This window comes from Acidobacteriota bacterium (genome assembly GCA_030697165.1).
Lineage (GTDB): Bacteria > Acidobacteriota > Vicinamibacteria > Vicinamibacterales > UBA2999 > 12-FULL-67-14b.
The window spans coordinates 99769-120106 of sequence record JAUYQQ010000023.1; the positions used below are offsets into that span (position 1 = coordinate 99769).

The following is a 20338-nucleotide window of genomic DNA, read 5'->3' on the forward strand; positions in this document are numbered from 1 at the left end:
TCGCGCCGTAGCCTTGGCGAAGGCGGATCACACGCTAATCGAGGTGCCCGCGCTCGGCGTCGCCCATCTCGACCTTGCCGCCCGGGAAGTACTCGTTCCACCTGGTACTAACCTGTGATGCCACGTCCGGGCGGCAGGTTACTTCGCGGGGATACCAGGGCTTCATGCGCGCGTCGATCACCACCGGCGGCTCGTACGCAATGTGGTTCCGCACCACCTGCTGGGCGGCCGAATGGATGTCGGCCGCCGGCTCGAAGCGCGTGAACGTCGTCCACAGGAAGTTCATGTCGCTGCGCGTGGCGCGCTCGGGCTCGTCGCTGACAATCACCAGCGGCCACCCGGCAAAGGCCGGGTGCGCGGCCACGCGGCCGGGCGCCTGCGGGTCGTCCGCAAAGCTCCGCGTCCCCACCACCAGGCACCCGCCGCAGAACACGCGCACGTCGGTAACGTCGGACGGCGGCGGCACCGGGGGCGCAAACGTCCGCGGCAGGTCGCGGACGGGATCGCCCAGGCCGAGCCACACGCCCTTCGAACCCTCATTGACCACAGGACCGGTGTAGTCGAGCGTGTCCATCGACAGGTTCGAGAACACGTACAGGTCGGTGCGCGGGTCGGTGCGCGCCAACACGTGCTCCAGCGTGGCGCGGAAGTCCCGAAGGTCCACATGCTGATCGGTCAGCAGGATGAACTTGGTCAGCGACAGCTGGCCCTCGCCGAGAATGCGGAAGGCGCTGGCCATGGCTTCGCGCTTGTAGCGCTGCTTGACCACGGCACCGGCCAGCGAGTGATAGCCGGTCTCGCCGTACGACCACAACTGCTCCACCGCCGGCATGACCAGCGGGAACAGCGGCGACAGCAGGTCCTGCAACAGGTCGCCGATAAAGAAATCTTCCTGCCGCGGCTTGCCGACGACGGTGGCTGGGTAGATGGCGTCCTTGCGGTGCGCGATCTGCGAGACGTCGAACACCGGGTAATCGTGCTGCAGGGAGTAGTAGCCGTAGTGATCGCCGAACGGGCCTTCGGGCCGGCGCACGCGCGGCGCGACCTGCCCCATCAAGGCGAACTCGGCGCTCGCGATCAGGGGATGGGGATGACCGTTGGGACCCGCGACCTGGGGCAGGCGCTCGCCCGCAATCAACGAGGCCAGCATCAGCTCCGGCAGGTTCTCGGGCAGGGGCGCGATCGCCGACAGTATCAGCGCTGGCGGCCCCCCCAGGAACACCGTGACCGGCAGCGCTTCGTTCCGCGCTTCGGCGCGGGCATAGTGAAACCCGCCGCCCTTGCCAATCTGCCAGTGCATGCCGGTCGAGGTGCGGTCGTAGACCTGCATGCGATACATGCCGAGGTTATGTCCCGGCTTCTCGGGATGGTGCGTGTAGACCAGCGGAAAGGTGACGAACGGTCCCCCGTCATCGGGCCAGCAGGTCATGGCCGGGAGCTGATCGAGCCGCACATCGCTCGTCACCACCTCGCGCACGGGACCGGTGGCCAGGCGCTTCGTCCCGACCTTCAACAGTTCGAGGCCCACGTCGCGAGCGCCCCATAACTTCGCAGGGGTCGGCGGCAGCATCGTCTCGGCCAGGTGCACGATGCGCTTGATGAGGTCGAGCGGCCTCTTGCCAAAGGCCAGTTCGGCCCGCCGCGGTGTGCCGAACAAGTTGGTGGCGAGGGGGAATGCCGCGCCCTTGATGTTGGTGAACAGCAGCGCCGGGCCGCCGGCGGCGATCACGCGCCGGTGGATCTCGGCAGCTTCCTGGTTGGGATCAACCGGCGCGGTGATCTCGACCAGGTCGCGATCGCGGCGCAGGTGATCGAGAAACGCTCTAAGGTCTGGGAACATCGTAAACGGACCGTCCACCGATCATAGTCAACACCGACCGGATTCGGCCGAGTTCTTCTTCGCCAGCCGTGAACGGGTCGCGGTCGAGCACCGCGAGGTCGGCGACGGCGCCGACGATCAGCCGGCCCTTGTTGGTCTCCTGGAACTGGCTGACCGCCGATCCGTAGGTCGCGGCGACGAGCGCCTGCTCCACCGTGAGCGCTTCCCCACCGAGAGCCGGCGCAGTGGCAAGGCTGATCATGGCGAAACCCAGGAACGCGTCGCCCGACCCGAGTCCGAGCGCCACGCCGGCCTCGAGAAACGAGCGCAGCGGCGCGCCCGGCCGCGGCACCTGCACCGCCACCGCTCCAAGCCTGGGCAGCCGCGCGAACCACGCCGCCGGCATGGCCACCGCCTGCTCGACACGAGGCCGCTTCGCCTTCCATACCTCGGCCACGCCGTGGCGCTCGAGCGCGGTGACGTAGTCCTCTGCCGCCTGCGCGTCGAGACCGGCCACGGCCAGTGGATCCTCGCTGCCGTACGCCCAGCCGACGGCCTGGCGCATGCGCTCCCCCTCGGACCCGGCCAGCGCGAATCCCATGCCGCGAACGTCGAGTCGCGACGTCGGTTGCGGTGGGAAGAAGGGGCGGCTGTCTCGATTGGCGCCGGTCCCATCGGGCATCGGCATCCGCAGGACGCGCACCCGCATGGGCAGCTGCGCTTCGCGGAACGCTGCCACGGTCTCGGCCACGGGACCGAGCGAGAACACCTGGAGTGACGTCACGCCCTGCGCCACGGCATCGGCGCCGAGCACGCGCACGCTGGCCGGGGTCGCGCCCGCCAGCGTCAGGTGCGCATCGTTGAGACCGGGGATGACCACGCGGCCGGCAAGGTCGATGCGGCGGGTCGCGCTTCCCGCTGCGCGGCTAATGTCTGCGGACTCGCCGACCGCGATGACCCGTTCACTGCTGATGGCGAGCGCCTCGGCCCAGGGTTGCGACGGATTGGACGTGAAGACCTTGCCGTTGACGAGAACGGTGTCGGGCGCGGGCGCCGCGCAGGCGCCCAGGCAGAGCGCCCATGCCAGGATCGCGACGCGCAGCAACGGACCACCGTACGACACGTTCAACCGCGCGTCAGCTTCCGGTACTTGATGCGGTGCGGCTGGTCGGCCTGGGCGCCGAGGCGGCGCTTGCGGTCGGCCTCGTAGTCCTGGTAGTTGCCCTCGTACCACACCACCTGGCTGTCGCCTTCAAAGGCCAGAATGTGAGTCGCGATGCGATCGAGGAACCAGCGGTCGTGGCTGATGACGACGGCGCAGCCGGCGTAGTTGAGCAGCGCCTCTTCGAGCGCGCGCAACGTGTCGACGTCGAGGTCGTTGGTCGGTTCGTCCAGCAGCAGCAGGTTGCTGCCCTTGCGCAACAGCTTGGCCAGGTGGACGCGGTTGCGTTCACCACCAGACAGCGTGCCCACCTTGCGCTGCTGCTGCCCGCCCTTGAAGTTGAACCACGACACGTAGGCGCGCGAGGCGACCGTCTTCTTGCCCATCTCGAGCTCGTCGAGGCCGTCGGTGATCTCGTCGTAGACCGACTTGTTCGGATCGAGCGCGTCGCGTGACTGATCGACATAGCCGACCTGCACCGTCTGGCCGAGCTTCAGCGTGCCGCCGTCGGGCTGTTCCTGTCCGGTGATCAGGCGGAAGGTGGTGGTCTTGCCGGCGCCGTTGGGGCCGATCACGCCGACGATGCCGGCCGGCGGCAGGGTGAAGTTCAGGTCGTCAAACAACACGGTGTCGCCGAACGCCTTCTTGAGGCCGCGCGCTTCGACCACGACGTCGCCAAGGCGTGGCCCGGGCGGAATGTAGATCTCGACCGTGTCGACCTTCTTGGCGGTGTCTTCGGCGAGCAGCTCCTCGTAGGCATTGAGGCGCGCCTTGCCCTTGGCCTGGCGCGCGCGCGGCGACATGCGGATCCAGTCCAGCTCGCGCTGCAGCGACCGCTGACGCTTGCTCTCGGTCTTCTCTTCGACCTGCAGCCGGTTCGACTTCTGTTCGAGCCAGCCGGTGTAGTTGCCTTCGTAGGGAATGCCGCTGCCGCGATCGAGCTCGAGAATCCAGCCGGCGACGTTGTCGAGGAAATAGCGATCGTGGGTAATCGCGACCACGGTGCCCGGGTAATCCTTGAGGAACCGCTCGAGCCACGCGACCGATTCGGCGTCGAGGTGGTTGGTCGGTTCGTCGAGCAGCAGCAAGTCGGGCGACAGCAGCAGCAGGCGGCACAGCGCGACGCGGCGGCGTTCGCCGCCCGACAGCGTGCTGACGCTGGCATCCGGCGGGGGGCAGCGCAACGCTTCCATCGCCAGGTCGAGCCGCGAATCGAGGTCCCAGGCGTTGGTCGCATCAATGCGATCCTGCAGCCGCGACTGCTCGTCCATGACCTTGTCCATCTCTTCGGGCGACAGGTCTTCGCCAAGCTTGGCGTTGACCGCGTCGTAGCGGTCGAGCAGCGCCTTGATCTCGGCGACACCCTCCTCCACGTTGCCGCGCACGTCCTTGTCGGGATTGAGCACGGGTTCCTGCGGCAGGTAGCCGATGCTCACGCCCTGGCCGGGGAACGCTTCGCCGACGAAGCTGGTCTCCACGCCGGCCATGATCTTGAGCAGCGTCGACTTGCCGGCACCGTTCAGGCCGAGCACGCCGATCTTGGCGCCGGGCAGGAACGACAGCCAGATGTCTTTGAGGACTTGAGCGTCGGGAGGATAAACCTTCCCGAGCCCCTTCATTGTGTAGACGAATTGAGGTGCCATTAGGACTCTTGACTATAGCAGACGCGCTCCGGCTAACCGCCTTCGCCAAGGCTACGGCTGGTCAAGAAGCCGGAGGCTACAGATGTGGTGTCCGCCTTTAGGCGGACGTGATTTCGATGAGCTCGATCGCCTCGCGGCTGGGGCCTTCGATCATGACTGCGCGATACGGCCCCACCTTGTAGGGCTGTTGCAGGAACGTCACGCCACCGGCGCGCAGCTTGGCGACCCACGCGTCGAGATCCGTGACGCTTAGCGCGATGTGGTCCATCAGGTGGCCCCGGCTGGGCGCCGCCGGCGTGTCGCCCTGGTTCATGTACCAGAACAGCGAGACATCACCGAACACGGTGTTCGTGACCGACGGCGTGCGATACATCCCGCCATGTTCGAGGGCCGGCCACGTCTTGTCGGGACCGCGCTCAACCCGGCAGTTGTCCGCGGTCCGCACCGGCTGGTTCGCTGCCTGGCGGACCGGCACGTTCAAGTGGCTGCGATACCAAATCTGCGCACAGAACGGCTGGTCGTGGAAGAAGTGGACGTGATTGAAGCGCTCCATGGGCATGTTCCCCTGGTACTCCACCATCGCGTCATCCGGACCGCGCAAATAGGCGAACCCGGCGCCCAATGTGGGCTTCACGCCCCTGGCCTTGGCGTCGGCAATGCCCGCTTGCGTCAGCCCCAAGGCACCGCCGGCGCCGGGCCAGGTATCGGCACTCGTGGACACGGTGCCGCTGCCGTCACCCGTGTAAAGCGGGAGCAGGGTCGCGCCCCGCTCGACAAATGACTGGATGCTCTTGTGCACGTTGGTGACGTGCCAGCCGAAGTGCCAGAACGCGGTTTGCGGCTGGGTCGGAGGCGGCGTCGTCACCTTGTTGAACAGCAGGAGCACGTTGTTCGGCGAGTGCAGCGCCGGCTGTCCGGCAAAGGTCGTCTTCGACGTGCTCGGGAACAGCTTCGTGTAGAACTCGATCGCCGCGCCGGGGTTGATCGAGTTCAGGTGAAGGTGATGAAAACCCGGCGGTGGGAGCTGGGCCGGCTGAACCAGACCGGCCACGGCCACCAACGCCACAATCCAGCGAATCATGCTTCGGGCTTCAGCGTGACCAGCGTGTAGCGGTCCATCGGGAAGTACTTCTGGAACATCGACTTCACGATCTCGGGCGTCAGTGAGTCGGTGCGCTCGAGACGCTTGTTGATGCGGCTTGGGTCCCAGCCGAACATGTGGACCGTTTGCATGGAGCCCATCCAGTACGCGTTCTGACGGGCATTGGTCTCGAGATCGCGCCTCTCCGCTTCCTTCACCTTGTTCACATCGTCTTCGGTCGGCCCCTCGACCTTGAGACGCTCGATCTCCTTGAGCGAGGCGGCCACGAGCTTGTCGGCATTCTCGGGCGAGCTGCCAAACTGGATGACCATGGCCCCGTAGCCCTTGAACGGGGGGGAGTTGTTGAACCCAACCGAGACGCCGTAGGTACCGCCCAGTTCCTCGCGCAGGATCTCGCGCAGGCGGGTGCTGAGCACCTGCGAGGCGGCGCGAGCGCGGTGCATTTCGTATTCGTCAAAGCCCGGATCGGCGAAGAACGACAACACCGTCTGGCTGGCCGGCTCCTTGCCCTTGTTCACTTCCTCTTTGACCACGCCCACCGGGAACTTGACCCCCATGTCGCGATGCGCGGACGACTTCTTGCCCTGCGACGGCAGGGTCGCGACCCACTTCTCGAGCAGCGGGGTGATTTCGTTGACGGTGAAGGCACCGACGAAGAAATAGGTGAAGTCGGCGGCGTTGGCGAACCGCGCCTGGTAGAACGACTTCATGGTGTCGAGGTTCAGCAGCGGCACATCGGCCGGCGTCATGGCGACTGCGCTGTAATGATTCGACGAGTTGACTTGTCCGACCTTCTCGCCGAAGACCGCGCGGGGATTCTGATCGCGGTTCTGGAGCGAGGCGGCCAGACGGCGCTTGATCAGGTCAAGCACCTCGGGGGTCATGTTGGGCGCGGTGTGCGCGAGGTAGTTGAGCTGCAGCGCCGTGTCGAGGTCGCGCGGCGTGCTGGATCCGCTGATCCCTTGCGTGTACTCGCCGACGTTGGGCGAAGCCTGGGCAATCTTGCCGGCCAGCATCTTGCTGAGGTCCACCGGGCTCAGCCCGCCCATGCCGCCAATGCCGACCATGGCCGTGGCCAGGCTCGCGCTCTTGAAGTCGGCTTCGCTGGCCAGCGACACGCCCCCGGGCGCGTAGGCGGTGAACAGGACCTGATCGTTCTTGAAGTCGGTGGGCTTGAGCCACACCTCGACCCCGTTCGACAGCGTCAGTACCGTGGCCCCAATCTCCCCCACCTCGCGACGTGAGGCCACCGTGCCGGCCGGCGGCACCGCCCGAGCGCACCGCGGGGTCGACCGGCAGTGGCCGATCGAGCGCCAGCTCCGCCGGCACGGCCGGCGCCTGCGACGCGGCGACCTGCGCGCGCGGAATGGCCACGAGAGCCGTCACCAATAACACCACTGCAGCCACGGCGGAACTCAAGCGACTCATTCAACACTCCCTCTTGGCACCCTTGGCACCGGCACCCTGGCACCCGCCCGGCACAATAGGCCCCGTAGGCACCCCAGGCACCCATTACTATTCTCTAATGCGCCTGAAGATCAAACGTCTGGATTCATCCATCGGCCTGCCCGAACCCGCCACCGCCGGCGCCGCCGGCTTTGACCTCGCCGCCGCGGCTGACATGGAGATTCCGGCCCGAAGCATTCGATTGGTAGGCACTGGCCTGGTGATCGCCGTGCCCGACGGCCACTTCCTGGGGATATTTGCGCGCAGCAGCACGCCGCTCAAGCGCGGACTGATGGTCGCCAACGGGGTAGGCATCGTCGACGCCGACTACTGCGGGCCCGCCGACGAGATCAAAATCCAGTTGTTGAACGTCACCGATCAGCCCGTGCAGGTGAAACGCGGCGACCGCCTGGCACAGGGTGTGGTACTGCCCTGCCCCCAGGTGACGTGGGACGAAGTGCCGGAAATGGCCGCCCCCACCCGCGGCGGGTTCGGCAGCACGGGATCTTAACCCCTTCTCAATGCGGCGCACGGAAACACGGAAACACCGAAACAAATACTCATTGGGTCCGTCCCATCCGTTGGCATTCGTGCTTCCGTGTTTTCGTGCTTCCGTGTAACGCATTCAGCAGCCATGCGAAAGATTCTCCACATAGACATGGATGCGTTCTACGCATCCGTCGAGCAGCGGGACAATCCCTCGCTGAAGGGGAGACCGGTCGCGGTGGGCGGCGACCCGACCACGCGCGGCGTGGTCGCGGCGGCCAGCTATGAAGCGCGCAAGTTCGGCGTGCGCTCGGCTATCCCCATGTCGCGCGCCGTTCGACTGTGCCCATCGCTCGTCATCGTCCGGCCCGACTTCCAGAAGTACCGCACCGTGTCTCAGCAAGTGTTCGCCCTCTATCGCGAGGTAACACCGCTCGTCGAGCCGCTGTCGCTGGACGAGGCGTATCTCGATGTGACCGAGAACAGCTGGGACGAGCCGCTCGGCGTCACCGTCGCGAAGCGGCTGAAGGCCGCCATCCAGGAGACCACCCGGCTGACGGCGTCGGCCGGCGTCGCCCCCAATAAGTTCCTGGCGAAGATCGCCTCGGGATGGCAGAAGCCGGACGGGCTGACGGTCGTCGCCCCCGAGCGGGTCGAAAAGTTCCTCGAGGGTCTGCCGGTGGATGCGCTGTGGGGCGTCGGCCCGGTGACCGCCGCCAAGTTGCGCGAACACGGCATCGAGAAGCTCACCGACGTCCGGGCACGGACGCCGGCCGACCTCGAGGCGGTGGTCGGCAGCCTCGCCCCCTGGCTGATCGACCTCGCCCACGGCCGCGACGAACGCCGGGTGGAACCCAACCGGCCGTCGAAGTCGTCGAGCTCCGAGCGGACGTATGCCAGCGACCTGTCGGGCATGAGCGAGATCCGCCAGGAGATCGACAAGATGGCGCGCGATGTCGCCGCCTGGCTGCAGAAGCGTGGAATCACCGCGCGCACGGTGACCATCAAGGTTCGCTACGACGACTTCACGACCGTGACCCGCAGCCACAGCACGCCGCAGATGACCGACGATGCGGAGGCGATTGCCACACGGGCGCTCGCGCTGTTGGCCAAAACCGAGGCCGGGGCGAGGCCGGTGCGCCTGCTCGGCGTCGGCGTGCACAACCTGAGCACCGACGAAGACGAGACGAAAGCTGAGTCAACGGATCTTCGGCTTCCTTTTCAGTAAGGCCTACTTCCGGACGACCGTCACCTTCCTGAGTTCCACGCGATCGATCGGCGTCTCGCCGTTCACCGCCACGGCTTCGATCTGCTCCACCACATTGAGTCCGCTCTCGACCATTCCGAACGCCGTGTACTTGCCATCGAGCGCGTCGGCCTTGGCGGTGACGATGAAGAACGACGCGCTGGCCGAGTCGGGCTCGGCGAGCCGCGCCATCGACAGCGTGCCTTTCACGTGCAGTTGATCGTTGAACTCCGCTGTCATCTGCCGCACGTACTTCTGCTGGGTCTCGCCCAGCGGTGTCGTGCGTGTCGGCAGGTGCCCCGACTGGATCACGAAGCCCTTGACCACGCGGTGAAAGCTCATGCCGTCGTACACACCAGCCTGCGCCAGCCGCAGGAAGTTGCGCACGTGGTTCGGCGCCTTGTCGGGCGTGAACGACAGCGTGATCTCCCCCATCGAGGTGTCGAGCACGGCGCGATAGCGCGCCAGCTCCTCGACAGTCGCGGTCGAGAACGGCTCGGGCACGTCCGCCGGCCGGTCGCGAATGGTCACCTTGTTGACCACCACGCGATCGACGGCGAGGCCGGTGTCGTCCACGGCGGTCTCGGAAATCTTCTGCGCCACGAGGATGCCCTCGTGGACCCGCGCGAAGATCGTGTAGCGACCGTCGAGCCCGGGTTGATCCGTCACGGCGATGAAGAACTGCGTGCCGGCGCTATCGGGCTTGCCGGGAATCTGCGTCGCCGAGACCGCGCCGCGCGTCTGCTTCTCGTCTGAAATCTCCGGCTTCAACAAGTTGAGGCCGCCGCTGCCGTACTTGGCGCGCGCCGCGGGATCCTTCGTCACCGGGTCGCCGCCCTGGATGATTCCGAACTTGATCATGCGAAAGAACGTCGTGCCGTCGTAACCGCCGGACTCCGCCGTCTTGATGAACAGCGCGACATGGTTCGGCGCCCGATCGGCGAGCAGGTCTAGAACGATCGTTCCAGCTGTGGTGTCGATCACCGCCTGCTGGCCCTGAGCGAGCGTTGGCGGCGCTTGCGCCGACAACAGCGAGTCGAAGGGGACGAGCAACAGCACCAGCAGCGTGATGAGGCGGGGCGATGTCATGCGCGCATTATCCGTCCCTCCGCTCACCACCGCAAACTCGCGCGCGCGACGAACCTGCGGCCCGGGTGCCCCGTCTACCTTCCCAGTACACGACCTGCAAGAACCGCAAGTTGTAAGACCCTCAGAGGCAACGGACGAGAGACGTGACGGGCGGAGAGGACACCATGCGTTCGGTACTCTGCGTCGCTCTGTGTTCCGCGCTGTCGATCTCGAACCTGTTCGCCGAGCCGGCGACGAGGCCGCGTGACGGCGGCGCGCGCATCCGGCCGCAAGACACGCGCAGCGCGCAGCTGTTGCGCGACGGCATGGCGCGGTCCGACACCTTCCGCGCGCTCGTCGAGCGCCTCGAAGCCAGCAACGTGTTCGTCTACGTGTCGGTCAGCCCCCTGATCAAGTCGAGCCTCGCCGGCCAGTTGAACTGGATGACGCAGGCGGGGCGCTACCGCTACCTGCGGGCGACCCTGAACGCCGGACTGGGCACCGACCAGCAGATCGCGACGCTCGGGCACGAACTGCAGCACGCCGTCGAAGTGCTGGACGACGAACTGGTGGTGTGCGAGAAGAGCCTGGAGGCGCTGTACCGGCGCATCGGGCAGCCCAGCCGGGCCACCAGTGCAGGCTGGGAAACGCTGGCGGCCCAGGAAACCGGCTACCGGGTTCGCCGCGAGCTCGTGGTGACGCTCGGAGTGTCGATGGCCGCTCAAATGTTCAGTTTCGACCACTTGTGACGCAGCTGTCCGTTCCTGTTATGCTGTGTCCGGCAAGCGGGCCCCTTTTTCCTTCGTTTCTCGCTTGGCTTGCCCGACCAAGCAGCATGTACGAGGAGTATTTCGGGTTCGTTCAACCGCCGTTCAGCCTGACGCCGGATCCGCGGTTCTTGTACCGCAGCGAATCCCACGATGTCGCGCTGCAACAGGTCTGGCAGGCGATCCGCCGCAAGGAGGGCTTTATCGTCCTCACCGGCGACATCGGGACCGGCAAGACCACGCTGTGCCGGACCCTCCTCGAGCAGTTTGATCAGACCACGTTCACGGCCCTGATCCTCAACCCGTTCCTGTCGGTCGAGGAACTGCTCCGCGAAGTGCTGCTCAGTTTCGGGGTCGTCTCGCGCGATGCGCTCAAGTCGGGACGGCTGGCGACCGCCAGCAAGCACGAGCTGATCCGCACGCTGCACGATTTCCTGCTGTCGCTCGTGCCGCTGCACGGCAGCGCCGTGCTGATCATCGATGAAGCGCAGCACTTGTCGACCGACGTGCTCGAGGAGATCCGCATTCTCTCGAACCTCGAGACCAACGATCAGAAACTGCTGCAGATCGTGATTGTCGGGCAGCTCAACCTGCTGGACGTGCTCCAGAAGACCGAGCTGCGGCAACTCGACCAGCGCATCTCGATTCGCTGCTCGCTGAAGGCGCTGACCCGCGAAGAGGTCGAGGCCTACGTGACCCACCGGCTGTGGGTGGCGCGCGGCTCGACCTCGGTGTCGTTCACGCCGAAGGCGTTCGATCTCGTCCACGCGGTGTCGGGCGGCGTCCCACGCATGATCAACCTGTTGTGCGACCGGGCGCTGATGGTGGCGTGCGAAGCGCAAACCAGCCGCATCACCGAGGAGCAGGTCGTGCAGTCGGCCCGCCAGATCGGGCTCGCGGTCCCGAAGGGCAAAGTCAGGGGCGAGCGCTCGGCCGCGGCCACCCGATCGTCCAATCGCAGCTGGGTCCTCGCCGCACTGCTCGTGCTCGCAGCCGCCGGCGGCGCGACGTATTACTTCCTGGGCAACCCGATCGAGCTGTTTAGCGCCGCCGAAATGCCGTCGGTACGGCGCGCGCCGCCGGCGCGGTTGCCCGCGCGGGTCGCCGCGCTGGCCGTCCCCGCCGGCCTGCCTGAAATTGGGCCGCCACCGGCCGTGGCCGGCTCGTTCTCGGTGCTGGTCGGCACGTTCGACACCGCGCGCCAGGTGGATCAGCTCGAGGCAGAACTGCGCGCGCAGCGCCTCCCCGTCTACCTGATCGACGTGCTGGTGGCGCCAGGCGACCTGCAACGCCGCGTGCTGGTCGGGCGTTATTCCTCGCGCGAGGAAGCGGATGAGGTACGCCAGAAGCTCGGCCCGGCGATGAACGCCGCGCGCGTCGTTCCCGGTACCGTCGAACGCTTCCGGATCGTGCCTTAACGATCGCGGGATTTATACAGCTTCTTGATCGACTGGCTGATCGTCTTCATCTTGCGCTTCTCGTCGATCTGCGCGCGCGCGTCCTTGCGCACATCGAGGCTGCGCATTTCTTCCTGCAGCTTGTGGTAATTCACGAGGCGCGCGGCGTCGAGCGTGCTTTCGGCAATGGCCTGCTTCACCGCACACCGCGGCTCCTCGCGGTGCCGGCAGTCGCTGAAATGGCAGCCGCCCGCCAGGCTTTCGATGTCCTCGAAGGTCTCGCGCGTGCCCTCGGTCTGGCTCCACAACTGGATCTCGCGCATACCGGGCGTGTCGATCAACAGGCCCCGGCCCGGCAGCAGAATCAGGTGGCGATGCCGGGTCGTATGCCGCCCTCGCGAGTCGTCCGTGCGCACCTCGCTGGTCTTCAGCATGTCCTCGCCAACCAGGGCATTGACGATGGTGGACTTGCCGACGCCTGAGGACCCGAGCAGTGCCCCGGTTCGGCCGCGGCCGAGGTACTGCTCGATGACCGCGATGCCGGTGCGCTGCTTGGCGCTGATGCCGTGCACCGGGACGCCGACCGCCAGCGCGGCGATCTCGTCCAGGTGTGCGGACAAATGGTCAGCCACATCGGCCTTGTTGAGCAGCACCACGGGACGGGCGCCGCTCTCGTAGGCCATCAACAGGTATCGCTCGAGCCGCCGCGGGTTGTAGTCCCCATCGAGGCCCATCACCAGGAACACGGTGTCGATGTTGCTGGCGACAATCTGCTCTTCGGTGGTCTCGCCGGCGACCTTGCGGGAGAAACGGCTGCGCCGCGGCAGCACGGCCTCGATGGTGGCCGACGCCTCACCGGGGGTCGGCAAGACCGCCACCCAGTCGCCCACCGCCGAACGGTTCTCGCGGCCCTCGGCGTGGTGGCGCATGCGCCCGGCATGCTGCGCCTGCAGCTCGCCGGCCTCGGCGTAGAGCCGGTAGAGGTAGTTGAACTCGATGGCGACGCGCGCCGGGATCAACCCGGCGGCCGCGTGCGGGGCGAACACCCGCGCCCACTCGTCGTCCCAGCCCAGTTCGTTCAGGTCGAATCCCACGCGGAAGTAAGAATAACAGGGTGCCTAAGGTGCCTAAGGTACCTAAAGTGCCTAAAGTGCTCTGAGTGCGGAGTCCGCGCTCCGTAGGCACCCTAGCGGACACTACATCGATGTCGCGTCCGTTCTAGGCGGACCTCTTGACAGGCCGGTGGTAACTGTCCTACTGTCCTATGACACATGGCGAACGCCGATGCAGTTTCAACTCAACTTCAAGTCCGGTAAGCCGGTTTACCTGCAGCTGGTCGACCAGGTGAAGTCGGCGGCCGCGTCCGGAGCGGTGCTGGCCGGCGAGCCCCTGCCGTCCATTCGTCCCCTTGCCGAACGGCTGCGCGTGAACCGCAACACCGTGGCCAAGGCCTATGCCGAGCTCGAAAGCCAGCGGGTGATCGAGACCGTCGCCGGCAAGGGCTGCTTCATCCGCGAAACCAGCTCGCCGTTCAGGAAGGACGCGCGGCTCAAGCTGCTGACCGAAGAGGTCGACCAGGCGGTCGTGCAGGCCCACCACCTGCAGGTCGCGAAGGACGACTTCCTGAAACTGGCGGCAGACCGATTCGACGCGTTCGCACACAAGCGCACCCGCGCGGAGCACTCATGATGGCCATGCCCCCGGACGTCCCCGTGATCGACATCCAGCAACTGGTCCGCCGCTACGGCCGCACCGACGCGGTCAACGGCCTCAACCTGCAGGTGCCGGCCGGCCGCTGCTACGGCTTCTTCGGCCGAAACGGCGCCGGCAAGACCACGACCATCAAGTGCCTGCTCAACCTGCTGCGGCCCACCAGCGGCACGGCGCGGCTGTTCGGACTCGACCCGGCCCGCGACGAGGTGGCCGTGAAGTCGCGCCTCGCGTATGTCCCCGACCAGGTCGCCTTCTATCCGTGGATGACGGTGCGCGAGACGCTCGATTACTTCGCGTCGTTCTGCGACCGCTGGAACGACGACACCGAAGGCGCATTGCTCGGCCAGTTTCGACTCGACACGCGGCAGAAGACCAGCCACCTGTCGAAGGGACAGCGCACGCAGTTGGCCCTGATCACGGCCATTTGCCCTGAGCCTGAGTTGCTGGTGCTCGACGAACCCACCTCCGGACTCGATCCCATCGTCAGGCGCGAGTTCATCCAGACCGTGATCGGCGCCTACCAGGACGGCGACCCCGGGCGCCGGACCGTGTTCGTCTCAACTCATCTCATCGCCGAGTTCGAGGGCCTGATCGACGAGTTCACGATCATCGAGGAGGGCCGTGAAGTGCTGACGCTGGCGGCCGACGCGGCCCGCGAGCGCTACCAGAAGATCTACGCGCGCTTTGCGAGCGAGCCGACGGAACTGGACCTGGCCGGCGTGCAGGTCCTGCGCCGGGTCGGCCGCGAAGTCGAACTGGTCGCCAACGGCAATTCCGGCGCGTTGCTCGATCGCCTGAAGGCGCGCTCGCCAGAGGCACTCACCAGCGAGTCGCTCACGCTCGAGGAGATCTTCGTCGCGACGTTGCAGGCGGGCGGGGCCACCGCGTGAGCCCGCTCGAGATCGCGTTCCGCAAGGAGCTCCGGGCGCTCTGGCCCGCATTGGCCATCGCGGTCATCGCGATCGGCGCGCTGGCGCTGCGGTCGGACGGCCGCGACGCCGACCTCGGCTGGGTCGCGCTCTATGTCGGAGCTCTCACCCTCACCGGTCTGTCGATCGGCCACGAGTACTCCAACGGCACGCTCGCGATGTTGCTCTCCCAGCCGATTGAGCGCCGCCGCCTGCTGCTCGTCAAGCTCGGCGCAGCGCTCCCCCTGGTCGCGCTGCTCGTGGCGATCGGAATCGCGGTGTTGCCGCCAGGGGATAGCCGCGGACCGAGCGAGCTGCCGTTCCTCGCGCTGCTCTGCGGCCTGGTCGCGGCGCCGTGGCTGACGATGGTGTGTCGCGGTCCGCTGGCCGGCATCCTGTTCGGTAGTTCGATCACCGCGCTGGCGCATATCGCTGCGGAAGTGGCGCTGATCATTCGCTACGGCTCGCTTGACACCAGCGGTGCCAATCAGGCGGCGTTTCGCATGGCGGTGCTGACCGCCGGCCTGGCAGGTGGCACGCTGATCTCGGCCATTGCCGGGTGGCGATTGTTCATGCGGCTCGAGGCCGTGTCGGGACCAGCCCCGAGCATCGAGCTGGGCCGCTGGTGGCCGGCTCGCCATTCTGCCACTGCCCGCCCCCTTGCCAGGTCAACACGGCGACATCCACTGTGGCTGCTGGCGCTCAAGGAATTGCGTTTACAGCAGCTGACGCTGGTCGTGACGCCGATGTTTGCGGTGGGATGGTTCGCCTTGAACAGCGTGTTCGGCGGCAGCGACGTCCTGACCGCCGTCGCGTTTATTTACTACGGCGCACTGGCGATCCTGATCGGATCACTGGCCTCTGCCGAGGAACGTCAACTGGGCACGCACGAGTGGCAGACGCTGCTGCCGGTCGCCACGTGGCAGCAGTGGTCCGTGAAGCTGGTGATCGTCGTCGGGCTGGCCCTGACGGTCTCAGTGGCCGTCCCGACGATGTTGGCGGCCGGAGCGGCAGACGTTCGCGCCTGGCATGCCGGCACGATCACGTTCCTGGCCGTTGGCAGCTTGTACATCTCCTCGCTCTGCCGCAGCGGCCTGCACGCCCTGGCGTGGTCTGTGCCGGTGCTGGTGTTCGCGTTGCCGCTGCTGGGATCGCGCCTCGGCGGGCCGCTGCTGTTCGGCAACCAGCTGCTGCTGGCCGCCGCGCTCACAATCGCCGGAGCGGCGGCGGCCTGGTTCGGGTTCGAGAATCATCGAACCACGAAGCCGGCCGTCAGCAGTGTCGCCTGGCAGGCTCTCTTCATCGCCGCCGGACCACTGGCCGGCGCAATCATTTCCCAGTGGCCGCGCTAATCTCGTCGATGAACACGCCGGCTCTCGCGACAAACGACTCGTCCCACTCGTGACCGCCCTCGAATACGTGTTCGCCGACCGTGATCCCGGCACCGCGCAGCACCGCCAGGTCGGCTGCGGCCTTCGCTTCCGTGTACCACCTGTCAGCTCGACCGCGGCCCAGCAGGACCGGTGGCAAGCCGGTCGCCACCGGCGCGACATCCGGCGGCACGTCACCGGCCAGGGCAATCACGCCGTCGCACGGGCGCTGACCGAAGGCCGCGGCGCGGTACGCCATCGCGACCCCTTGTGAGAACCCGGCATAAATCATCGGCCGCGTAATCCCCGGCTCGCCCGCCAGTTCCGCCAGCACGGCCGCCACGTAGGCAATGTTGTCGGCGATCGCGAGTTCGCGATCCTCGGAGGTCATCCAGCCGGCCACGACGGCATTCGCGCGCGTGTAGAAGCGGTTGAGCGCCTGGACGCTGATCAGGTTGAGCGCTCTCCCGTTCGCGATTCGACGCAGCACCGCCAGGTGGATGGCGGCGTTCTCCTGGTAGCCGTGAAAACCCACCAGCGTCGCCACGGCGTCGGGGCGCTCATCGATGAGGTAGCGGCCGTGGGTGCGAACCGCGATGGTTTTTGTGCCGCTCGTCAAGCTCGGCCGCTCCGCCTGTGTCATGCCCGATGATGCTATAACGGGATCATCGTGAGTCCCGTCGCATTCGAGATCGCCGTCGACGCCGACAGTCCCGTAACTGCGGCCTTGTACCCAGCCGAGTCCGCCACGGCCCTTGGGGCGGTCTTGGTGTTCGCGCATGGCGCCGGCGCCGGGCACTTGCATCCCTTCATGACCAACTACGCCACTGCCTTAAGCTCGCGGGGCGTGTCGGTGGTCACGTTCAACTTTCCGTACATGGAGAAGCGGCGCAAGACGCCTGATCGCGCGCCCGTGCTGGAAGACGCCTTCCGGCGCGTGGTCGCCGGCGCGGTGCAACACGTCAGTCCGCCTAAAGGCGGACTCCACATTTTTGTCGGGGGCAAATCGATGGGCGGGCGCATTGCCACGCACCTGGGCGCCGCGCTCGACCGGTGGCCGGATGCACCGCAGCCGTCCGGCATCATCGCGTTCGGGTACCCGCTGGCGCCGCCGCGCGGCAAGCGGACCGGCGACCGCGTCACGCACCTCAAGGCGCTGACGGTGCCGACGTTGATCGTGCAGGGCACCCGCGATCCGTTTGGCGGTCCCGACGAGATCGCCGAGGCCATTGCCGATGCGAACCCGGCGCCGCCGCTCACGGTGCTGGCCGTGGAGAGCGGCGATCATCCTTTGCCGTGTTGAAGTCGAGCGGGCGGGACCAGGCGACGGTCCACACCACCATCCAGGACGAGGTGGTGGCGTGGATGCGTGCCCGGTGTGCGGGCGCCTAGTCTCCGGCGATTGGCGCGCGCAGCTTGACCGGCTTCGCCCGGCTCGCGCGCACCCGCAGGTTGATTACTTCGACGAAGATCGAGAAGCCCATCGCGAAGTAGATGTAGCCCTTCGGAATATGCACCCCGAAGCCGTCGGCGATCAGCGAGAAGCCGATCAGGAGCAGGAAGCTGAGCGCCAGCACCTTGACCGTGGGGTGGCGCTCGACAAAGCCGCTGACCGCGGCCGCCGAGAACATCATGATCGCCACGGCGATGACGACCGCCGCGATCATGATCGACAGATCGTCGGCCATGCCCACCGCCGTAATCACCGAGTCGAGCGAGAAGACCAGGTCGAGCAGCATGATCTGGCCGATCACGGCGCCAAACGTCGGCGCGATCTTGGCCGAGACGTGCCCCTCTTCGCCTTCGAGCTTGTCGTGAATTTCGTGGGTGGCCTTGTAGATCAGGAACAAGCCGCCGATGGCGAGAATCAGATCGCGGCCCGAGAACGCGTGGCCGAACACGGTGAAGAGCGGCGCCGTCAGCCGGACGATCCACGCAATCGACATCAGCAGCAGGATGCGCATGCCCATGGCGCCCAGCAACCCGACGCGGCGCGCCCGCTCCTGCTGCGCGACCGGCAGCTTGCCGGCGAGAATGGAGATGAAGATCACGTTGTCGATGCCGAGCACCACCTCGAGCAAAGTGAGGGTGACCAGGGCGATCAGTCCGTCAGCGGTCAGGAAGGCTTCCATGGCGGTCAGTCAGGTGGAGCGGCGGGCGTTATTCGAGGGCCAGTTCGGGCCGGCCCTTGAGGCCGCCCCAGGTTTCCGGGTCTTGCCACAGCAGCGCCCAGAAGTACCGGGCGACGGCGTCCTTGGGATAGGCGGCCGACAGCGTCTTGATGCCCGCATCCAGCTTCGCGTCGTCCGGCTTTGCCGGCGACTCGTCCTTGATCAGTCCATCCTCGTGCGCGATTCCCAGGGCGTCGAGAAACGCGCCCATCATGGGGCGCTGGTGTTCGAGGTGAAACGAGATCACGAGCCGGGCCGCCAGCAGGTCCGAGATCTGAACCAGCCCGGCCAGGTGCTTGGCACGCTTGTCGACGCTTAAGGTGAGGATGCTCTTGGGCCGGAACTTGATCTGCCGGGCGATCAGGGCGACGGCCTCGGCCTGCTCGAGCGCGGCCTGCTCGTCACTCCAGAAGGCCGCGGCGGCCAGCACGCGAAGGTCCAGCGGCATCAGGCGCCACAGCCGGGCCGGGCGAATCTCTTCAACAGACGACATATCTCTTCAGTGTATCTCAGGGATCGAGGATCAGGGATCGGGGATCAGGGATCGGGGATCAGGGATCAGGGATCAGGGATCAGGGATCAGGGAATCCGAAGTCACTACAATGGCGATATGAGCGGACCAGCCAATTTCTTCGACCAAGTCACCCAGTACTTCAACGAAGCGGCGAAGTTTACGACCTACCCGGAGGGTCTGCTCGATCAGATCCGGCGCTGCAACAGCGTCTATCGATTCGATTTCCCGCTGCGCCGAGCCACCGGCCAGATCGAGGTGATTCGCGCCTGGCGGGTCCAGCACAGCCATCACAAGACGCCGGTCAAGGGCGGCATTCGCTACAGCCCCGACGTGTATGAAGAGGAGGTGATGGCGCTCGCGGCGCTCATGACCTACAAGTGCGCGATCGTGGACGTGCCGTTCGGCGGCGCCAAGGGCGGCATCAAGATCGAGCCCAGGGACTACACCCCCGAGGAGCTGGAACGCATCACGCGCCGCTACGCCCACGAGCTGGCCAAGAAGAACTTCCTCGGCCCTGGCCTCGACGTGCCGGCGCCCGACTACGGCACCGGCGAGCGCGAGATGGCGTGGATTGCCGACACCTACGCGGCGCTCAACCCGGGCCAGCTCGACGCGCTCGGCTGCGTCACCGGCAAGCCCGTGACGCAGGGCGGCGTGCGCGGCCGCAAGGAAGCCACCGGCCGCGGGCTGTTCTTTGCGGTTCATGAAGCCTGCAATGACGCCGGTCTGATGAAGCGGCTCGGCCTCGCCACGGGCCTCGACGGCAAGCGCGTCGTCGTGCAGGGCCTCGGCAACGTCGGCTACCACGCCGCCAAGTTCTGCCGCGAGGGCGGCGCGCTGATCATCGCGATTGCCGAACGCGAGGGCGCGATCACCAATCCGAAGGGCCTGAACGAAGAAGCGGTCTTCCAGCACCGCAAGGCGACCGGTTCGATTCTCAACTTCCCTGGTGCCACCAACATTGCCGATACCGCGGCGGCGCTCGAGATGCCGTGCGAGATCCTGCTGCCGGCGGCGCTCGAAAGCGTGTTCACCGCCGAGAACGCGCCGCGCATCCAGGCGAAGATCATCCTCGAGGGCGCCAATGGTCCGACCACACCGGAAGCGGACCCGATCTTCCGGCAGAAAGGGATCCTCGTGATCCCCGACATCTACTGCAACGCCGGCGGCGTCACGGTGTCGTACTTCGAGTGGCTGAAGAACCTGTCGCACGTGCGGTTCGGGCGGCTGCAGAAGCGGCACGAGATGGCCAACGAACTGGCGGTGCTGAAGGCGATCGAGAAGGCGACCGGCAAGACCTTCACCGACGCCGAGCGGGCGGCGTTCGCGCACGGGCCCGACGAGCAGGACCTGGTGAACTCAGGGCTCGAGGAAACCATGATCACCTCGTTTCATGACCTGCTGAAGACCGAGCGGGATCACAAGGGTATTCCCGATCTCCGCATCGCTGCGTTCGTCAACGCCATCCACAAGGTGGCACGCAGCTATGCGGAGCTCGGGATCTTCCCGTAGGCCGTCCCCGCCGA

19 protein-coding genes are annotated in these 20338 nt (G+C 66.5%); 9 read left to right on the plus strand and 10 right to left on the minus strand.

Annotated elements, in window-relative coordinates:
* Positions 1 to 34: 34 nt before the first annotated feature.
* The 5 genes from Q8T13_22580 to Q8T13_22600 all read right to left on the minus strand — a co-directional run bounded on the left by Q8T13_22580 (position 35) and on the right by Q8T13_22600 (position 6994).
* A complete protein-coding gene (locus Q8T13_22580) occupies positions 35 to 1840 on the minus strand; it encodes a UbiD family decarboxylase (protein ID MDP3720559.1) in 1806 nt (601 codons plus the stop codon).
* Positions 1824 to 2942, minus strand: a complete 1119-nt coding sequence (locus tag Q8T13_22585) for an amidohydrolase family protein (GenBank protein MDP3720560.1) — start codon at positions 2940 to 2942, stop codon at positions 1824 to 1826. The genes Q8T13_22580 and Q8T13_22585 overlap by 17 nt, the downstream gene beginning before the upstream one ends.
* Positions 2943 to 2944: 2 nt before the next feature.
* On the minus strand, positions 2945 to 4624 hold the full coding sequence (gene ettA / locus Q8T13_22590; GenBank protein ID MDP3720561.1) for an energy-dependent translational throttle protein EttA: 1680 nt from the start codon (positions 4622 to 4624) through the stop codon (positions 2945 to 2947).
* Positions 4625 to 4721: 97 nt separating this feature from the next.
* Complete coding sequence (locus Q8T13_22595) at positions 4722 to 5705, minus strand: VOC family protein (protein MDP3720562.1); 984 nt, start codon at positions 5703 to 5705, stop codon at positions 4722 to 4724.
* Positions 5702 to 6994 carry an insulinase family protein gene (locus Q8T13_22600; GenBank protein ID MDP3720563.1) on the minus strand — a complete coding sequence of 431 codons (1293 nt, stop codon included), beginning with the start codon at positions 6992 to 6994 and terminating at the stop codon, positions 5702 to 5704. Before Q8T13_22600 ends, Q8T13_22595 begins: the two co-directional genes overlap by 4 nt.
* 257 nt (positions 6995 to 7251) lie before the next feature.
* On the opposite strand from Q8T13_22600, the gene dut reads away from it, so the two are divergent.
* Both dut and dinB read left to right on the plus strand, forming a co-directional pair.
* Positions 7252 to 7683 carry a dUTP diphosphatase gene (gene dut / locus Q8T13_22605; GenBank protein ID MDP3720564.1) on the plus strand — a complete coding sequence of 144 codons (432 nt, stop codon included), beginning with the start codon at positions 7252 to 7254 and terminating at the stop codon, positions 7681 to 7683.
* 123 nt (positions 7684 to 7806) lie between these two features.
* On the plus strand, positions 7807 to 8886 hold the full coding sequence (gene dinB, locus Q8T13_22610; protein ID MDP3720565.1) for a DNA polymerase IV: 1080 nt from the start codon (positions 7807 to 7809) through the stop codon (positions 8884 to 8886).
* Between the two features lie 3 nt (positions 8887 to 8889).
* Here the strand turns inward: dinB and Q8T13_22615 are convergent, their stop codons facing one another.
* Positions 8890 to 9993, minus strand: a complete 1104-nt coding sequence (locus Q8T13_22615; protein MDP3720566.1) for a peptidylprolyl isomerase — start codon at positions 9991 to 9993, stop codon at positions 8890 to 8892.
* A 164-nt stretch (positions 9994 to 10157) separates the two neighbouring features.
* Between Q8T13_22615 and Q8T13_22620 the strand changes: the two genes are divergently transcribed.
* Both Q8T13_22620 and Q8T13_22625 read left to right on the plus strand, forming a co-directional pair.
* Positions 10158 to 10721: a hypothetical protein gene (locus tag Q8T13_22620; GenBank protein MDP3720567.1), complete on the plus strand. Its 564-nt coding sequence runs from the start codon at positions 10158 to 10160 to the stop codon at positions 10719 to 10721.
* A gap of 86 nt (positions 10722 to 10807) precedes the next feature.
* The gene (locus Q8T13_22625) at positions 10808 to 12157 is read left to right on the plus strand and encodes an AAA family ATPase (GenBank protein ID MDP3720568.1); all 1350 of its coding nucleotides are present in this window, start codon (positions 10808 to 10810) and stop codon (positions 12155 to 12157) included.
* Here the strand turns inward: Q8T13_22625 and rsgA are convergent.
* Positions 12154 to 13230 carry a ribosome small subunit-dependent GTPase A gene (gene rsgA / locus Q8T13_22630; GenBank protein MDP3720569.1) on the minus strand — a complete coding sequence of 359 codons (1077 nt, stop codon included), beginning with the start codon at positions 13228 to 13230 and terminating at the stop codon, positions 12154 to 12156. The genes Q8T13_22625 and rsgA overlap by 4 nt on opposite strands.
* Before the next feature lie 190 nt (positions 13231 to 13420).
* Here rsgA and Q8T13_22635 point away from each other — a divergent pair, with 190 nt between their 5' ends.
* From Q8T13_22635 to Q8T13_22645, 3 genes are read left to right on the plus strand one after another with little or no spacing between them, the layout of a single operon-like run.
* Complete coding sequence (locus Q8T13_22635; GenBank protein ID MDP3720570.1) at positions 13421 to 13825, plus strand: GntR family transcriptional regulator; 405 nt, start codon at positions 13421 to 13423, stop codon at positions 13823 to 13825.
* A 5-nt stretch (positions 13826 to 13830) separates the two neighbouring features.
* The gene (locus Q8T13_22640; GenBank protein MDP3720571.1) at positions 13831 to 14739 is read left to right on the plus strand and encodes an ABC transporter ATP-binding protein; all 909 of its coding nucleotides are present in this window, start codon (positions 13831 to 13833) and stop codon (positions 14737 to 14739) included.
* A complete protein-coding gene (locus Q8T13_22645) occupies positions 14736 to 16109 on the plus strand; it encodes a hypothetical protein (protein MDP3720572.1) in 1374 nt (457 codons plus the stop codon). Before Q8T13_22640 ends, Q8T13_22645 begins: the two co-directional genes overlap by 4 nt.
* Here Q8T13_22645 and Q8T13_22650 read toward each other — a convergent pair.
* Positions 16087 to 16770, minus strand: coding sequence for a phospholipase (locus tag Q8T13_22650; protein ID MDP3720573.1), 684 nt, complete (start codon positions 16768 to 16770; stop codon positions 16087 to 16089). The two genes, Q8T13_22645 and Q8T13_22650, sit on opposite strands and share 23 nt — an antisense overlap.
* Positions 16771 to 16797: 27 nt before the next feature.
* Here Q8T13_22650 and Q8T13_22655 point away from each other — a divergent pair, with 27 nt between their 5' ends.
* Positions 16798 to 17430, plus strand: a complete 633-nt coding sequence (locus Q8T13_22655; protein ID MDP3720574.1) for an alpha/beta hydrolase — start codon at positions 16798 to 16800, stop codon at positions 17428 to 17430.
* A gap of 85 nt (positions 17431 to 17515) precedes the next feature.
* Here the strand turns inward: Q8T13_22655 and Q8T13_22660 are convergent, their stop codons facing one another.
* Positions 17516 to 18259: a TerC family protein gene (locus tag Q8T13_22660; protein ID MDP3720575.1), complete on the minus strand. Its 744-nt coding sequence runs from the start codon at positions 18257 to 18259 to the stop codon at positions 17516 to 17518.
* Positions 18260 to 18287: 28 nt separating this feature from the next.
* Complete coding sequence (locus Q8T13_22665) at positions 18288 to 18791, minus strand: hypothetical protein (protein MDP3720576.1); 504 nt, start codon at positions 18789 to 18791, stop codon at positions 18288 to 18290.
* Between the two features lie 117 nt (positions 18792 to 18908).
* On the opposite strand from Q8T13_22665, the gene Q8T13_22670 reads away from it, so the two are divergent.
* Positions 18909 to 20324 carry a Glu/Leu/Phe/Val dehydrogenase gene (locus Q8T13_22670; GenBank protein MDP3720577.1) on the plus strand — a complete coding sequence of 472 codons (1416 nt, stop codon included), beginning with the start codon at positions 18909 to 18911 and terminating at the stop codon, positions 20322 to 20324.
* Positions 20325 to 20338 lie beyond the last annotated feature (14 nt).

Bases quoted from the DNA above. Each gene is read 5' to 3' on its own strand.
- Q8T13_22650 (MDP3720573.1), bottom strand. From the start codon at position 16,770: ATGACACAGGCGGAGCGGCCGAGCTTGACGAGCGGCACAAAAACCATC.
- dinB (MDP3720565.1), top strand. From the start codon at position 7,807: ATGCGAAAGATTCTCCACATAGACATGGATGCGTTCTACGCATCCGTC.
- Q8T13_22660 (MDP3720575.1), bottom strand. From the start codon at position 18,259: ATGGAAGCCTTCCTGACCGCTGACGGACTGATCGCCCTGGTCACCCTC.
- Q8T13_22665 (MDP3720576.1), bottom strand. From the start codon at position 18,791: ATGTCGTCTGTTGAAGAGATTCGCCCGGCCCGGCTGTGGCGCCTGATG.
- Q8T13_22635 (MDP3720570.1), top strand. From the start codon at position 13,421: ATGCAGTTTCAACTCAACTTCAAGTCCGGTAAGCCGGTTTACCTGCAG.
- Q8T13_22620 (MDP3720567.1), top strand. From the start codon at position 10,158: ATGCGTTCGGTACTCTGCGTCGCTCTGTGTTCCGCGCTGTCGATCTCG.
- dut (MDP3720564.1), top strand. From the start codon at position 7,252: ATGCGCCTGAAGATCAAACGTCTGGATTCATCCATCGGCCTGCCCGAA.
- Q8T13_22640 (MDP3720571.1), top strand. From the start codon at position 13,831: ATGCCCCCGGACGTCCCCGTGATCGACATCCAGCAACTGGTCCGCCGC.
- Q8T13_22670 (MDP3720577.1), top strand. From the start codon at position 18,909: ATGAGCGGACCAGCCAATTTCTTCGACCAAGTCACCCAGTACTTCAAC.
- Q8T13_22595 (MDP3720562.1), bottom strand. From the start codon at position 5,705: ATGATTCGCTGGATTGTGGCGTTGGTGGCCGTGGCCGGTCTGGTTCAG.
- Q8T13_22615 (MDP3720566.1), bottom strand. From the start codon at position 9,993: ATGACATCGCCCCGCCTCATCACGCTGCTGGTGCTGTTGCTCGTCCCC.
- ettA (MDP3720561.1), bottom strand. From the start codon at position 4,624: ATGGCACCTCAATTCGTCTACACAATGAAGGGGCTCGGGAAGGTTTAT.
- Q8T13_22580 (MDP3720559.1), bottom strand. From the start codon at position 1,840: ATGTTCCCAGACCTTAGAGCGTTTCTCGATCACCTGCGCCGCGATCGC.
- Q8T13_22625 (MDP3720568.1), top strand. From the start codon at position 10,808: ATGTACGAGGAGTATTTCGGGTTCGTTCAACCGCCGTTCAGCCTGACG.